Source organism: Arthrobacter humicola, from assembly GCF_039531445.1.
GTDB classification, from domain to species: domain Bacteria; phylum Actinomycetota; class Actinomycetes; order Actinomycetales; family Micrococcaceae; genus Arthrobacter; species Arthrobacter humicola.
The window spans coordinates 83,861-98,191 of the sequence record NZ_BAAAQB010000001.1; the positions used below are offsets into that span (position 1 = coordinate 83,861).

The 14,331-nt window shown below is 67.8% G+C and carries 13 protein-coding genes and 1 pseudogene; 3 read left to right on the forward strand and 11 right to left on the reverse strand.

Translation table 11 applies throughout. The annotated features are described in order from the left end of the window. The first annotated feature begins 34 nt into the window (after window positions 1–34). Entirely contained in the window at window positions 35–1,615 is a 1,581-nt protein-coding gene (locus ABD243_RS00375; protein WP_344360769.1) for an acyl-CoA synthetase, read from the forward strand. Between the two features lie 109 nt (window positions 1,616–1,724). Here the strand turns inward: ABD243_RS00375 and ABD243_RS00380 are convergent, their stop codons facing one another. From ABD243_RS00380 to ABD243_RS00390, 3 genes are all read right to left on the reverse strand, one after another. Then, window positions 1,725–2,216, reverse strand: coding sequence for a DUF3237 domain-containing protein (locus ABD243_RS00380; RefSeq protein ID WP_272914155.1), 492 nt, complete (start codon window positions 2,214–2,216; stop codon window positions 1,725–1,727). Continuing rightward, complete coding sequence (locus tag ABD243_RS00385) at window positions 2,213–3,958, reverse strand: CocE/NonD family hydrolase (protein ID WP_344360773.1); 1,746 nt, start codon at window positions 3,956–3,958, stop codon at window positions 2,213–2,215. The genes ABD243_RS00380 and ABD243_RS00385 overlap by 4 nt, the downstream gene beginning before the upstream one ends. Window positions 3,959–4,067: 109 nt before the next feature. Then, the gene (locus ABD243_RS00390) at window positions 4,068–5,444 is read right to left on the reverse strand and encodes an MFS transporter (RefSeq protein ID WP_344360775.1); all 1,377 of its coding nucleotides are present in this window, start codon (window positions 5,442–5,444) and stop codon (window positions 4,068–4,070) included. Window positions 5,445–5,647: 203 nt separating this feature from the next. Here ABD243_RS00390 and ABD243_RS00395 point away from each other — a divergent pair, with 203 nt between their 5' ends. After that, window positions 5,648–6,574, forward strand: a complete 927-nt coding sequence (locus ABD243_RS00395) for a PaaX family transcriptional regulator (RefSeq protein ID WP_344360777.1) — start codon at window positions 5,648–5,650, stop codon at window positions 6,572–6,574. Window positions 6,575–6,595: 21 nt separating this feature from the next. Here the strand turns inward: ABD243_RS00395 and ABD243_RS00400 are convergent, their stop codons facing one another. From ABD243_RS00400 to ABD243_RS00430, 7 genes are all read right to left on the reverse strand, one after another. After that, on the reverse strand, window positions 6,596–7,219 hold the full coding sequence (locus tag ABD243_RS00400) for a LysE family transporter (RefSeq protein WP_116767857.1): 624 nt from the start codon (window positions 7,217–7,219) through the stop codon (window positions 6,596–6,598). Between the two features lie 115 nt (window positions 7,220–7,334). Then, window positions 7,335–7,886, reverse strand: a complete 552-nt coding sequence (locus ABD243_RS00405) for a dihydrofolate reductase family protein (RefSeq protein ID WP_344360779.1) — start codon at window positions 7,884–7,886, stop codon at window positions 7,335–7,337. Between the two features lie 194 nt (window positions 7,887–8,080). After that, a complete protein-coding gene (locus tag ABD243_RS00410; RefSeq protein WP_344360781.1) occupies window positions 8,081–8,581 on the reverse strand; it encodes a hypothetical protein in 501 nt (166 codons plus the stop codon). A 133-nt stretch (window positions 8,582–8,714) separates the two neighbouring features. Further along, a complete protein-coding gene (locus ABD243_RS00415) occupies window positions 8,715–9,953 on the reverse strand; it encodes an MFS transporter (RefSeq protein WP_425547091.1) in 1,239 nt (412 codons plus the stop codon). Window positions 9,954–10,077: 124 nt separating this feature from the next. Beyond that, complete coding sequence (locus ABD243_RS00420) at window positions 10,078–10,959, reverse strand: SDR family oxidoreductase (RefSeq protein WP_344360787.1); 882 nt, start codon at window positions 10,957–10,959, stop codon at window positions 10,078–10,080. Further along, window positions 10,952–11,938 carry a helix-turn-helix domain-containing protein gene (locus tag ABD243_RS00425; protein WP_425547092.1) on the reverse strand — a complete coding sequence of 329 codons (987 nt, stop codon included), beginning with the start codon at window positions 11,936–11,938 and terminating at the stop codon, window positions 10,952–10,954. Before ABD243_RS00425 ends, ABD243_RS00420 begins: the two co-directional genes overlap by 8 nt. A gap of 165 nt (window positions 11,939–12,103) precedes the next feature. Next, complete coding sequence (locus tag ABD243_RS00430) at window positions 12,104–12,919, reverse strand: methyltransferase domain-containing protein (RefSeq protein ID WP_344360792.1); 816 nt, start codon at window positions 12,917–12,919, stop codon at window positions 12,104–12,106. A 120-nt stretch (window positions 12,920–13,039) separates the two neighbouring features. On the opposite strand from ABD243_RS00430, the gene ABD243_RS00435 reads away from it, so the two are divergent. Further along, complete coding sequence (locus tag ABD243_RS00435; protein WP_344360795.1) at window positions 13,040–13,192, forward strand: hypothetical protein; 153 nt, start codon at window positions 13,040–13,042, stop codon at window positions 13,190–13,192. 127 nt (window positions 13,193–13,319) lie between these two features. Here ABD243_RS00435 and ABD243_RS00440 read toward each other — a convergent pair. Beyond that, a pseudogene (locus tag ABD243_RS00440) lies at window positions 13,320–14,331 on the reverse strand (hypothetical protein); the annotation flags it as partial.

Below are 14,331 nucleotides of genomic sequence, written 5' to 3' on the forward strand. Positions count from 1 at the left end.
CCGCGTACTACCGTCTAACTAGAAAGGATTTGCCGTGGAGAATTTTGGCATCGGCTCGTGGCTGCAACGGCGCCGCCCGAAGTCGGGCACCAAGACCGCCGTCATCACCGGGGACAGGGAGCTCAGCTACGTCGAACTCGCGGACCGGTCCGCCCGGCTCGCCAACGCCCTCCGGGACCGCGGCGTGGCCAAGGGCGACCGCGTGGCCTACCTCGGCGAAAACGATCCCTCCTTCCTGGAGACTCTGTTCGCCGCCGGCCTGGCCGGGGCGGTCTTCGTCCCGCTGAACACCCGGCTCGCGCCGCCCGAAATCCAGTTCCAGCTCCGGGACAGCGGCGCCGTCCTGCTGGTCCACTCGGCGGCGCTCGCGGAACTCGCGGAACGCGGCTCGGCGGGAACCGCGGTGGGCGGGCGGATCGTCGTCGACGATTCAGCGGTGCCCGGCACGACAGTTCCCGGGAAGACAGGGCCCGACGGCGGAACCGTCGTGGAAGCCTTTGAGGCCGTGATCGCGTCCGGCGCGGCGCTGCCGCCGGACGAGCCCGTGGGTCTCGAGGACGCCGCCATGATCCTCTACACCTCCGGAACCACCGGAAACCCCAAGGGTGCGCTCCTGACGCACGGCAACATCACGTGGAACTGCGTCAATGTGCTGGTCGACTTCGACTTTGCCTCCACGGATGTGGCCCTCATGATCTCCCCGATGTTCCACGTCGCCTCCCTCGATATGGGCGTCCTGCCCACGCTCCTCAAGGGCGGCACGGTGGTCCTGGAAGCCAAATTCGATCCCCGCCGGACGCTGGAGCTGATCGAGCGGCACCGCGCGACGACCATCAGCGGGGTGCCCACCACGTATCAGATGCTGTGCGAGCACCCGGACTGGGACACCACGGACCTCAGCTCGCTGAACAAACTGACGTGTGGCGGGTCCGCTGTGCCCCTGCGGGTCCTGGAAGCCTACGAACGGCGGGGGCTGCGCTTCTCCAACGGCTACGGCATGACCGAGACGGCGCCGGGCGCCACCACGTTGCCGGCGGCCAGGTCCCGGGACAAGGCGGGGTCCTCGGGCCTGCCGCATTTCTTCACCGAGGTCCGGGTGTCCGATCCTCTGGATCCGGGGGCCGGCCCGGCCGCGCCCGGAACAGTGGGGGAGATCCAGATCAAGGGTCCCAACGTCATCCACCAGTACTGGAACCGACCCGGGGCCTCCGCGGATTCCTACACCGCCGACGGCTGGTTCAAGTCCGGCGACATGGGCTACAAGGACCCTGACGGCTTCGTGTTCATCTCCGACCGGCTCAAGGACATGATCATCTCCGGCGGGGAGAACATCTACCCGGCCGAGGTGGAGCAGGCGATCGCCGAGCTGGACGCCGTCGGAAGCGTCGCGGTGATCGGCGTGCCGGACGAGAAGTGGGGCGAGGTGCCGCGGGCCGTAGTGCTGCTGCGGGAGGGCGCACGGCTCACGGAAGAGCAGCTGCGCTCGCATCTGGAGGGCAGGCTCGCGCGGTACAAAATCCCCAAGTCGGTGGTGTTCGTGGCGGAAATGCCGAGGACGGCGAGCGGCAAAATCCGGAAGGCCGATCTGCGGAAACTGACGCCCGGCCACGTTTGACAGAGAGCAGGGCTCCCGGCGGACAGCACGAAGCCGGAGGCTGCGGTGACGCAGCCTCCGGCTTTCCTTGTGCCCGGCGAGGCCGGCGGCCGCTAATCGCCGCGGTCCATTAGTCGACAGTGAAGATGCTGATGACCACCTGGCCGGGCTGCCGGACGCCCGTCCCGAGCGTAAGGCGCGTGTTCAGCCAGTCCAGGGCGGGGGAGGCGGTGGTGAGCCGCGGCCAGCAGCGGAAGTAGATCAGGGACGGGTCGACGGCGACGCCGGAGTTCAGCAGTTCGATGTCCCGGGCCGAGCCGTGCCGGAGGGCCGTGTTGTGCACGAAGATCCGGTGGCCGTCGTCGGTTTCCAGCACGTACCGGGCGTCGAGTTCCGTCAGGGTGGGGCCGCGGAGGAACTGGTAGTCGGCGCCGCCGGGCAGGACGCGCCCGTTGAGGGAAGGCCCTCGGACGGTTCCGCCGGTGATAGGAACCATTCGGCGGTGGCCCTCCGGCGTGGGCCCGACCTCCACCGGCTCCCCGACGCTCACGGACACCTCCGTCAGGAAGGAAAGTCCGGGAGGGAAGGGCAGTCCCGGCGGTGCCGGAGGAGGGGCCGTCACAGGATGCCGGCCGTCAACCGGCTCGGGTGGCCCTCGCCGAACAGAACGGACTGCCGGGCAACGATTGTCTCGGCGGAGTCGTAGGCGAGCTTGCCCGTGTTGAGGTTCCGGTCCCAGCGCGGATGGCAGCTGGACGTGATCTGCACGCGGAGCCGCTCGCCGGGCGCAAAGGTGTACGCCGTCTGCCAGAGACTGACAGTGTATTCATACGGCTTACCGGGTGCGATCGGGGAGGGCTCGTGGCCGGGCTCCCAGAGCCCGTTGCCTGCGTAGCTGTCCCGCCAGGACGCACGGATGATCCCATCGGCCAGGCCCAGGGACGTGCCGTCCGGGGTGACCCGGCAGAGGCGCACCACGAAATCGGTGTCGACGGCGGAGGACGCGGCGAAGAAGGTGGCGCTGACCTCGCCGAAGATGGTCACGGGTGCGTCGAACGGCGCCGTCGTGAAGGTCAGGACGTCGTCGCGCGCCTCGACGGCCTGCTGGTGCGCCGGCCCTGCCGGGACGGAGCCGTGGATCATGGTGGCCCCGCCCGCCGTCGGGACGGGGTCGAGGGGATCGTAGGCGTAGCTTTCCTGCCCGGCGGCGCCCGGCACATCCCCGAGGGACCCGCCGGCGCCCAGGAACCACGAGCGCTGCCGGGACGGGGCCGGAAGTTCCTCGAAGCCGTACCACCGGTTTTCCCCCATGACGTACAGCAGGACCGGCGGCACCTGGCGCAGCCCGTCGGGATCGCCCTTGAGGACGGCATCGAACCAGGCCGTCTGGAGTCCGGACAGATCGCCGAGGCCGTTCATCACGCCGGCGGCCGCGTTGAGCCCGAAGCTGACTTCCGGGTAGACCCCGGAGAAGTTGGTGTGGGTCCACGGGCCGATGATGAGCCGCGGCGCGGCCGCGGGATTGGCGCGGCTGTGCTCGAGCTGCATCCGGTACTGCGCGAGCGTGCTCGGGGCAAAGATGTCGAACCAGCCGCCGATGTGCAGGGTGGGCATGTCCACCGGCGCGGCCGACGCGGCGTCCCACACGCGCGTGAAGCCGCTCCCCGGGGTTTCTCCGGCCGAGGGCAGGACGTGGCGCCTCATGAAGGTGCCGAGCCTTGGGGACAGGTCCCGGAGCGGCAGTGTGCCGAAGGCCGTGGCGTCGGAAAACGAGCGGTCGAGGTCCAGCCACGATTCCATTTCCTTGGCCCGGAGCTCGGGGTCATCGGGGAAGTCCCGGAGCAGCTCATTGGCGGCGATGGAGGCATGGCCCCACGTGAGGCGGCTGCCGAGCTCGAACGCGCCGCCGCGGTAGAGGGAGCCGTTGTTTGCGTTGGCTCCTGCGGAGATGCCGGGGGCCAACGCGGCCAGCCCGGCGGGCCGGCGCGAGGCCGCGCGCCACTGGGTTTCGGCGAAGTATGACCGCCCCCACATGCCCACCACGCCGTTGGAGTACGGCAGCCGCGCTGCCCACTCGACTGTGTTGGCGCCGTCGGACGCCTCGTTGACGGAGGGGTCGAACGTTCCGCCGGAACCGAAGCGCCCGCGGCAGTCCTGCAGGATCACCACGTAGCCCGCGGCGGCGACCGTCGCCGGGTTCAGGTAGGCGGAATTGACGGCAAGGTCCCTGCCGTACGGCGTCCTGGTCAGCAGGACCGGGCAGGGTTCCCCGTCCGCGGGTCGGTACACGGTGGAGCGCAGGATGGTGCCGTCGGGCAGCGGTGTCTCGACGTCATGGTCAATAAGCACGGGGCGGGGTGTCACGGAAGGGTCCTAACGTGGAACGGAGATGCGGATAGACATGCCGGGAGGGGCCGGGGCGCGGTGCACGCGTCCCGGCCCCTTCGGGTGAGTGGCGGGTGAGTGGCGGGTTTTAGGCAGAGGTGCCGGCCGATGCCTTGGCGCCGAGGGCCTCGGTGGGCACCTGGTAGGTTTCCTTGACCCAGATCGCGGTGACGGCCGCGGAGACCAGGCAGCAGGCTGCCGTGAAGGCCGCCACCGGGACCCAGCCGACGGGGCCGGGCTGGACAATGGCGGCCGCAATTGCCGGGGCGAAGCCGGTGACGACGAGTCCCAGCTGCGAGGCCGTGGCGGCGCCCGTGTAGCGGATCCGGGTGGGGAACATTTCGGCCGTCATGGCCGGTCCCAGCGGGTTGACCATTCCGTAGCCCACGGTCATGAAGAGGATGCCGCTGGCGAAGATCAGCGGTACGACCGCGGTGCTGATGGACCAGAAGTAGGCGAAGGCGGCCACGGCACAGATGATGTTGCCGGTGATGAAGACCGGCTTGCGGCCGATCCGGTCGGCCAGAATACCGGCGTAGGGCTGGGCGATGATGCCCAGGGCGGCCGTGGCAATGGTGACCCCGAGCATGGCGGCGGAGGGGACGCCGAATTTTCCGGTCGCATACGCCAGTCCGAAGGCCGCGAAGACCGAGGACACCACGCTCCAGAGCCCGAAGAAGATGACTTTGACGATGGTGCGCCAGTGATCGCGCAGGACCACCTTGAGGGGCAGTTCCTGGCTGGCGCCTTCCTCCTTCGCGGCTTCGAAGACCTCGGATTCGGGCAGCCGCAGGCGGATGTAGAGGCCGACGGCGACCACCAGGATGCTGGCGAGGAACGGCAGCCGCCATCCCCAGCTGAGCAGGTCTTCCTGCGGGAGGAGAGACACTGCGAGGAAGGCCAGGGAGGCGAGCATGATCCCGGCCACGGCGCCGGTGTTGACCCAGCTGCTGTAGAAGGCCCGCTTGTTGCTGGGCGCATGCTCCATGGTCATAGTGACAGCGCCGACGGACTCTCCGGCCGCGGAGGCGCCCTGAAGTGCGCGCAGAACCACCAGGAGGACTGGGGCGGCGGCGCCGATGGCGGCCGCCGGCGGCAGGCAGCCGATGAGGAAGGTGGCCACGCCCATGACGACGAGCGTCAGGACCAGCATCTGGCGCCGACCGAGGCGGTCGCCAAAGTGGCCGATCACGCTGGCCGCGAGGGGCCGGACGACGTAGCCGATGCCGATGGTGGCCATGGACAGGATGGTGCCGAGGGCGGGATCGATGCCGGGGAAGAAGATCTTGTTGAAGATCAGGGCCGACGCCGAACCGTAGATGAAGAAGTCGTAGTACTCCAGGGTGCTGCCGATGAAGCTGGCGGCGGCGGCACGGCGGGCATGGGTGGTTCCCTCGCGGGAATCGGGGGCCTGTTCCGCGGGCGGCGTCAACGGCGACGGCGGAACGATGGGACCAGCGGTCATTGCGGATCTCCTAGATGGGCAGGCAAATAGCACCTGAAACGGTGAGGCTGGGAAAGATCTGTGGCTCGCATGCTGAGCAGGGCGGCGGGGTCGGCTGTGGCCTCCGTCACCCTGAAAGCAATGTTATGCACTTGGTTCTACGTCCGTCAATCTAAGTGCAAAATAAGAATGACAGTGGATGCGGCTGGCATGATGGAGGCGTGATGAGCGAGCGGCCGGCCTCCGTGCCCGGCATGGACCCGGACCTGGCCATCGACTTTCCGCGGCCGTTGAAGGGGCCGTCCACCCAGCACCAGTTGGTCACCCTGCTAGTCGATTACTGGTTCACCAGCGAGGAATGGCTGCCGTCCCGGCTTATCGCCGCACTGGCCGCCGGCCTCGGGATCACGGGCTCGGCGACGGCGACGGCGCTAAGCCGCCTGGCGTCCCGCGGGGTGCTGGAACAGTCGAGTGCCGGGCGGACCTCGCGCTACCGCATCACCCAGGGCGCACGGAACCGGCTGCGCCAAGGTTTCGCGCAGGTCTCCGCCTTCGGCGAGGAGTCCCGCCACTGGGACGGCAACTGGACCGTCATCGCGTTTTCCATTCCGGAGACGTCGCGGGATGTCCGCGAAATGTTCCGCTCACGCTTGCGTTGGCGCGGATTCGCACCGCTGTTCGGGGCGCTGTGGGTCTCGCCGCGCGACCACTCCGAGGAGCTCGAAAACACCTGCATGGGCTATGGCGTGGACGACTACGTCATCTTCCGCACGGCGGAATCCAGCCTCCGCGGCAAACGGCTCGTCGAGGCCTGGTCGCCGCAGGAGTTCAAGGAACAGTACCGTCCGTTTACCGAGAAATTCACGCCTTGGGCGGAGCGCCTCGACGCCGGTACGGTCAGCCCGGCGGAGGCCTTCAGGGTCAGGACCGAGCTGATGGACGCGTGGCGGGCCTTCCCGTGGAGTGACCCTGACCTTCCCGCCGAACTTCTGCCGGAAGCCTGGCCCCGGACTGAGGCCCGGGACCTGCTGGTGCTCCTCTACGACGGGCTCGCGGACGCTGCCACCGCCTACATTGAGGAAGTCGTGGCCCGGGAAGCGCCCGAACTGGCGGGCACCGCGCGGGCGCTGTCGGTGGCTTCGGGGCTCTAAGCCCGTCCGCGGTGACGGTGTCTAGTGGATCGAGGCCAGCAGGACGCCGACGCCGACGAAGAGCACCCCGAACGTCCGGTTCAGGACTTTCTGTCCGCGGGCGTCATGGGTGAAGCGCTGGAAGGACCTGGCCGCCGCCGCGAAGAAGAACCACATGACCAGGATGTCGATCACGATCACGGTGGCGGACAGGACCGCGTACTGCGGCAGCAGCGGCTGCTCCGGCCGGATGAACTGGGGCATGAAGGCCAGGAAGAACACCACGGCCTTGGGGTTGAGCAGGTTGACCCAGAGGCCGCGGCGGAACATGGAGAAGGCCGGCTCATTGCGCAGGGCTGCGGCCTTCTCCTGATCCAGATCCGGTTTGTGCAGGAACTGACGGATGCCCAGATAGACCAGGTAGGCGGCGCCGGCGTAGCGGATCACGTTGAAGGCGAGCGGCGAGCTCGCCACAAGCACTCCGACGCCGAGGGCCACGATCAGGATATGCACCACGAGGGCGGCCTGCTGGCCCAGGATGCCCCAGATGGAACGGCGGAACCCTGAGTTCAGGGAGTTGCTCATGGTGTTGATGGCGCCCGCGCCGGGAGTAAAGCTGATCAGGACGCCGGCGCCGGCCAGGGCCAGCCAAAGGGAGGGTTGCACCAGCCAAGTTTACGGTCCCGGCCGTGACCGGCCGGAACGGACGACGCAGCCGGCCCCGCTAGTTGGCCGGCCCCATTGGCCGGACTGCTTGTCCGCCCCGATGTCCAGCGGGAAGTCAGTCCCCGCGGACACCGTAGCTGAGGATCATGTTTCCTTTGCTGGTCTCCTGAGACTGCTGCAGCACCAGCCGGGTGAGGGGGTCGCCGTCGTTGAAGAGCCGCCGCCCGCTGCCCGCGACCACGGGATGGACGATCAGCATCAAGGTGTCGAGCAACCCGGCGAACAGCAGCTGGCGGACCAGCGAAATGCTGCTAAAGACCCCTATTTCACCGCCGTCGCTGTTCTTCAGGCCCGCCACAAAGTCCTCCAGCTGACCTTCGATGAGCCGCGAGTTTTGCCACTCAAGCTCGCCGGTCAGGGTCCGGGAGGCCACAAATTTGGGCAACTTGTTGATGAAGCCGCCAAAGTCGGCGTCGCTTTCGGCGTTCGGCCAGTAGCTCGCCCACTGCTGGTAACCGACGCGGCCCAGGAGCCCGGTGTCGATCCGGCCCATCATCTCGCTCATCCCGGCGCCCAACTCCGCGTCGAAACTGTCGAATTGCCACAGGAACGGGTCTTCAACCACCCCGTCCACGGAACAGAAAAGGCCGGCCGTCACTTTGCGCATGGGTTCTCCTTACCGATGTGTGTTTCAGTGCACCCTATCCGCAGATCAGGGAGCAGGGAATGGCTGTCAGCAACCTCGTTCGCGACTGCTCCGGACAACGGCGGTGCCGCCGCCCGGAGCAGCGCTTGCCTGCGGTGAGGTGCTGGCTGGCGGGACCGTCCCGTCAGAACCGCCAGCGCGTCGCCCGCCAGGGGTTAGCCGTTGGAAGTGGAGCCGCCCGTGGCGGCATCGTCCGCATCCCCGTCATTTGGGCCTCCATGGCCGCCGGCGCCGGGGCCACCCTGGCCTTGGTCCTGGGTCTCGGTCACGGTGAAGTTCGCATCCAGCAGGACGGTGGCGCGGCTGCCGTCCGCCTTCGTGATGTGGGCTTCGTAGGTGGCGCCGTCGGCGTCGGTCTCCATCCGTTCGATCGTCGCATTTGGCTGGGCAGCCTTCACCGCCGCCTCGACCTTCGTGGCGGTGTCACCGGTGAGGACCTCCTCCGTCTTGCCGTTGGCCTGGTGCGGGCCGCCTTGGCCTCCCGTGCCGCCGGGCATGCCGTAGCCGCTGTTGCCGTCAGGGGCCGCGGTGCTCGACGAGGAGGACGTGCCGGTGCCGTCGTCGGCCACTGCGGGGATGGCCGCCGCGCCGATGGCGCCGCCGCCGATCACCGCGGCAAGCATGATGCCGGCCGTCGTCTTGTTGATCTGTGCCATGGTGAAACTCCTTTGCTGGGGCCCGGGCATCCGGGCCGGCCGGGGATCCGGCCTGTCCCCAGCCTCTGCGTGGCAGGTATGGCCGCACTTTGGCGGCGCTGTGCCCGTGCTGTGAGTGCAGGTCGCGGACGCGCTACCGAATGTGCATGGTGTCAGAGCACTTGACTGAAGCCCGTGTCTCGCACGAGCCCGCGGGGTAGCCGCCGCGGCGGCTGGCCATGATGATCGCGAGGGCTGCCGCCGTCGGGATCGCAGCTGCGAACGGCACGAACCGGGCACCGGCGGTGCTGAGGGCCAGAGCGCCGTACCCGGCGCCGACGGCGATGCCCAGTTGAATGGTGACCACCGTCAGGCCGTTGGCCGCATCCTTGTGTTCTCCACCGGCCCGGAGGATCGCTGCCTGGTTGTAGATGCCGATGGCCCCAAACGCGGCTCCCCATACGGTCAGCAGTACGAGTTCGCCCACCCACGTGCCGCCCAGTACGGGCAACAGGGCGAAGGCGCCCGCGAGCAAGGCCACCGCGGACAGCAAGGAGCGCCGTGGATGGGAATCCGCCGTCAGTCCCGCGATCCAGATTCCCACGAGGCCTGCGCCCCCCACCACGGAGAGGGAAATGCCCGTGAAGCTATCCGGTAGCCCGGAGGTCTGGAGGAACGGGGCGATGTACGTAAAGAGCGTGAAGTGCCCAAGGAGCAGGAGCGGCCAGGCCGTGGCCACGGCGATCACGCCTGGCAACTTCAGTGCTCCGCGGAGGGACGGTGCTGCATTGCTGCCCCCGTCCGGAGCAGCGGGGAGCATCCAGACGGCCAGCAAGGCCAAGACACCTCCGACTCCTGCCAGGATAAGGAAGGAGGCACGCCACGTCAGCACCGAGCCCATGAGCGTGCCGATCGGAGCACCGACAGCCAGGGCGATGCTGGTGCCGCTGAAAACTATCGCCATTGCTTTCCCGACCGCGTGCGCTGGAACGATCCGCGCCACGTACGGAGCCATGCCGGACCACAGCATCCCGTGGGCCACTCCGCCGAGAAGTCTTGCGCCGATGGCCAGGCCCAAGCCGGGGCTGGAGGCCAGCAGCACGTTGCTGACCGCGAAAGCAACCACTGTCGCGATCAACAACGTTTTGCGGCGGATCCGTCCGCCCAGAAGCCTCGACAGGGGAATTGCTGTGAAGACGATGACAGCCGCGTAGGCGGCTGTCAGGGATCCTACGGCCGATTCCTCTACCCCCAGGTCGCGGCTGATCTGCGGCAGCAGCCCGGACGGCAGGAGTTCAGTCGTGACGGCGGTGAAACCCGCTGCGGCCAGAATCAGAAGACCTCCCCACGGCAACCTCGGTGCAGGAGACGATCCCTCAGACACGGCGGGTATCGAACCTGGCTGCGTCGGCGGGGACTGCGGTGATGCGGCAGGCGCGGGTGTTTCGGCGACGAAAGAGTCTGGCGTCAAGGGGTTTCCTCATAGGTCGTGTCCGGCAGGGTGCGGCCGACGGGGGTTAGGCGTCGTCGCGGGCAAGGTTCTTGGAGAGCTCACGGTGGGCATCGGCCTGGGCGAGCAGCTCCTTGGCCCGGGCCTCGAAGACCCCGACGGCGTCGGCACCGGCGGCAAACCGGAGCGGCGGCTCGTCCAGTTCGGCGAGATGGGTCAGGGCGTCGGCGAGCTTGGCCGGGTCGCCGCCCTGCTGTCCGTCCATGCCCTTCCATGCGGTGACCGTCTGCTCGGTCCTTTCGGCGTAGTCCTCGATGGCAGATACGGCATAGCTGGTGGATTCCGGACTGAGCAGCTCCGTGCGGAAGAACCCCGGCTCCACGAGCATGGTGCGGATGCCGAACGGGGCGACTTCGGGAGCCAGCGACTCCGCCCAGCCCTCGAGACCGAACTTCGCCGCCGCGTAGGCAGTCAGGAACTCTCCGCCTGTGATTCCGGCGGTCGAGGAAATGGTGATGAGCAGCCCCGAATGCCGGGCCCGCATGACGGGCAAGACAGCGCGGGTGACGTTCATAGGCCCGAACATGGTGGTTTCGACCTGTGCCCGGAAGTCCTCCGGGGTGATTTCCTCGAAGAACCCGGCGTAGAAATTGCCGGCGTTGTTGACCAAAACGTCGATCTGGCCAAACCGGTCCACGGCAGCCTGCACGGCCGCTTCGGCAGCTGCAGGGTCGGTGACATCGAGCTTTACCGTCAGCAGGTCCTGGTTCTCGCCGACGGCGTGCGTGACCTTTTCTGGGTTGCGGCCGGTCGCGACCACCGCGTGGCCGGCGGCCAGGGCCGCCTTGGCGATGTCGGTTCCCATGCCGCGGCCGGCGCCGGTGATGAACCAGACTTTCTTGGCGGGCACGTTTTCCTTCTCTCCGGTCATGTAGTCCTGCTCAGTCATGTGATCGTTCTGTCTTTCTTGGGTTGGCTGTTTCTGGCTGCGCGTGGGATCGCATCCCAGGGACGGTGGATCCGCCGGCAGGATCGCCGGCAGCAGCTGTATCGGGAGGCGTTGCCGCCCAGCTGGCGAGGAACGCCAGCGCGTGTTCGGACGCGGAGCCTGGCTCCGCCGTAAAGGTGAAGAGGGTCTGTCCTTCATCGCCGGGTAGGTGCAAAGTCTCGTACTGCAGGGACAAATCTCCGGCGACCGGGTGATGGAAGCGTTTGGTCCCTGTGGTGTGGATTCGCACGTCGTGTCCGGCCCAGAGCGCGGCGAACAGATTACTGCGTGTGGTTAGTCCCCCCACCAGCTCGTTCAGAGCCCGGTCGTGCGGGTTCCGCCCTGTTTCCAGGCGGAGCATCGCGACCGTAGTGGCCGCGATCGCTCGCCAATCGGGGTAGAAGTCACCTGCGTTCGGATCGAGGAAAAGGTACCGCGCCTGGTTCGGCAGCGGGCCCGGAGTGCCCGGCCCCGACCGCGCGGCGGAGTTGAACACCTCCGCATACAACGCACGGCCCAGCACGTTGGCGGCCAGCACGTCCGAACGGCCGTTCTGCACGAGCGCAACTACGCCGGTCATGGCATCCAGGAGACGCACCACCCCGGGACGGACCCGTTGTTGCGGTGGCCGGCGTGGCGCCCGACGAGCCGGGGTGTTGGCCGTCCGAGCCAGGTCCATCAGGTGCGTCCGCTCGGCCTCGTCCAGCTGAAGGGCAGCGGCCACGGCCTCGAGCACCGCGCTGGAGACGCCGCGCAGGCTGCCGCGCTCCAGCCGCGTGTAGTAGTCCGTGCTCACCCCGGCGAGCTGCGCCACTTCCTCACGCCGCAGACCCGGCACCCGGCGCAGCTCCCCGTAGCTGGGGATCGCGGCCTGCTCCGGGCTGATCTTCGCGCGGCGCGAAATCAGGAACTCACGGATTTCGTCTCTGTCCACACCCAACACGCTACGCAGCCCGGGCGGCCGGTGGCAGTGTCTATCAGACACCCCCAAACTGCTGCCGCGTCAGATTCGGAGTGGGAGCGGCTCGGGCGCGGCGGCCACCCCGGACGGGAAAACCCAGGCCTTCCACCACTAGCCGGGAGTCCGGACCAAGGGACCCGCGCCTCAGGCCCGGGCGATGACCTCGCCGTTGGGAATCAGGAACCAGCCGTCCTCAGTGGAGCCCCACCGGTGCCACCCGGCGGAAATCCGGGCCAGGTCAGCCTCGCTGGCAAAGCCGTACTCGAGCGCCTGGTCGGCAAAGGACGAATGCAGCACCCGCTCACCCCACACCCGTGCCTGCCACCGCCGCTGCTGCCCGGTGGCGTAGAGCCAGTTGCTGCTCGACGGCGCCACGTCGGTGAACCCGGCGGCCTGTGCCCAGGACACGAGCCGGCGGCCGGCATCGGGTTCGGCGCCGTTACGGCGCGCGATCCGCTGATACAAGTCCATCCAGTCGTCGAGTTCGGCGATGGCCGGGTACCAGCTCATGCCGTGGAAATCGGCGTCGCGCACCGCCACAATGCCGCCGGCTTTGGCCACCCGGCGCATCTCGCGGAGGGCCGCGACGGGGTCCGTGAGGTGCTGCAGGACCTGATGAGCGTGGACGACGTCGAACGACTCGTCCGGGAAATCGAGGTCGTAGACGTTGCCGGTGGCGAAGTCGACGTTGTCCACACCGCGCTCGGCGGCGAGGGCCGCTGCCTGGGCGATGATGTCGGGGGAACGGTCCAGGCCCGCGACCCTGCCCGGTGCCACCATCTCCGCGAAGTCGCAGGTGATGCTGCCCGGCCCGCAGCCGACGTCCAGGACGGAGACCCCGGGTGTGAGATGCGGGATCACGAACGCGGCCGAGTTCTCCGCCGTGCGGGAGGCGTGGGCGCGGACCACCGACTCGTGGTGGCCGTGCGTGTACACATCGTCAGGCTGCTGCGCACTCATAATGGAACGCTACCCTCCCGGGATCGGAAATGGGTGGACCCACCCAACTAGCTCGCAGCAGGGGCCGTTATGAGCCCTCAAAACGGCCCCTGCTGCGAGCTAGTTGGGGGAGGAGTGGAAATGAGCAACAGCAATAAGGGACTGGGCCTGTTCCGGGCCACTGGGATCTACGTCGGGGCGATCCTCGGTTCGGGTGCCCTGGTGCTCCCGGCCATGGCGGCCGACGTGGCCGGCCCGGCATCACGGGTCCCCGTAGGCCTTGGTAGCCCTTGACACGGTGAGATGTCTAACCGAGGCGAGGCGTAGGAGCCGCAAATCGTGCCGGCTCCTACGCCCTAAATCGCACCTACCGGCGGGAGAACTGACCTTCATATAGGCCGGCCGGATCGATCTTGGACCGTCAAACGACTGCTGCTGTGGCGGCGGAGGTCTTCGCGGTGGTGGTGTAGCCGGTCTTGGTTCCGGTGACGGTGATGGTGAGGGTCTTGCCGGTATCGGCCGCGGCGACCTTGTAGGTCGCGGCGGTCGCGCCGAGGATGGCGACGCCGTTGGCTTTCCACTGGTACGTCAGGGTCACCGGTGCCGGTCCCCAGGTTCCGGGGACTGCGGTCAGGGTGGAGCCGACCTTGGCGGTGCCCGTGATGGTCGGCACCGGCGCCGTCAGGGAGCCTTTCGCGACTATTGCTGTGGCGGTGGAGGTTTTCGCGGCGGTGGTGTAGCCGGTCTTGGTTCCGGTGACGGTGACGGTGAGGGTCTTGCCGGCGTCGGCCGCGGCGGGCTTGTAGGTCGCGGCGGTCGCGCCGATGATGGCGACGCCGTTGGCTTTCCACTGATACGACAGGGTCACCGGTGACGGTCCCCAGGTCCCCGGGACCGCGGTCAGGGTCGAGCCGACCTTGGCCGTGCCCGTGATGGTCGGCACCGGCGCCGTCAGGGAACCTTTCGCGACTACTGCTGTGGCAGCGGAGGTCTTGGTAATGGAGGGGTACCCGGCCTTGCTGGCCGTTACTTTCAGAGTGATGGTCTTGCCGTAGTCGGCGGCAAGCAACGCGTAGGTTTTCCCTGTTGCCCCGGTGATGGCCGTTCCGGAGCGGAACCACTGGAAACCCAGTACATCTGGCGTCGGCGACCAAGTTCCAGTGACCGCTGTCAGGGTCCGCCCCACTTGGGGAGTCCCGGAGATGCTTGGTACGGCCGTTGTGGACCAAATCCAACCCGCGTTGAGGGTGTAGGTCTTGCCCCAGCTTGCCCAGCTGTTGTAGCCGTCGATTCTGATGTAGGCGCGGCCAACAGGGAGGCTGATTTGTTGGCTGGCGAGCCAGGTGCCGTCAGCGGCGGAGCCGTCGAGGTTGAAGCTGTAGAGGTTGGTGCCGTTGGCGTTGTAGATGTTGAGCGTGTAGGTGGAACCGGTT

Bases quoted from the DNA above. Each gene is read 5' to 3' on its own strand.
- ABD243_RS00390 (WP_344360775.1), bottom strand. From the start codon at position 5,444: ATGACCGCTGGTCCCATCGTTCCGCCGTCGCCGTTGACGCCGCCCGCG.
- ABD243_RS00395 (WP_344360777.1), top strand. From the start codon at position 5,648: ATGAGCGAGCGGCCGGCCTCCGTGCCCGGCATGGACCCGGACCTGGCC.
- ABD243_RS00405 (WP_344360779.1), bottom strand. From the start codon at position 7,886: ATGCGCAAAGTGACGGCCGGCCTTTTCTGTTCCGTGGACGGGGTGGTT.
- ABD243_RS00410 (WP_344360781.1), bottom strand. From the start codon at position 8,581: ATGGCACAGATCAACAAGACGACGGCCGGCATCATGCTTGCCGCGGTG.
- ABD243_RS00420 (WP_344360787.1), bottom strand. From the start codon at position 10,959: ATGACTGAGCAGGACTACATGACCGGAGAGAAGGAAAACGTGCCCGCC.
- ABD243_RS00430 (WP_344360792.1), bottom strand. From the start codon at position 12,919: ATGAGTGCGCAGCAGCCTGACGATGTGTACACGCACGGCCACCACGAG.
- ABD243_RS00435 (WP_344360795.1), top strand. From the start codon at position 13,040: ATGAGCAACAGCAATAAGGGACTGGGCCTGTTCCGGGCCACTGGGATC.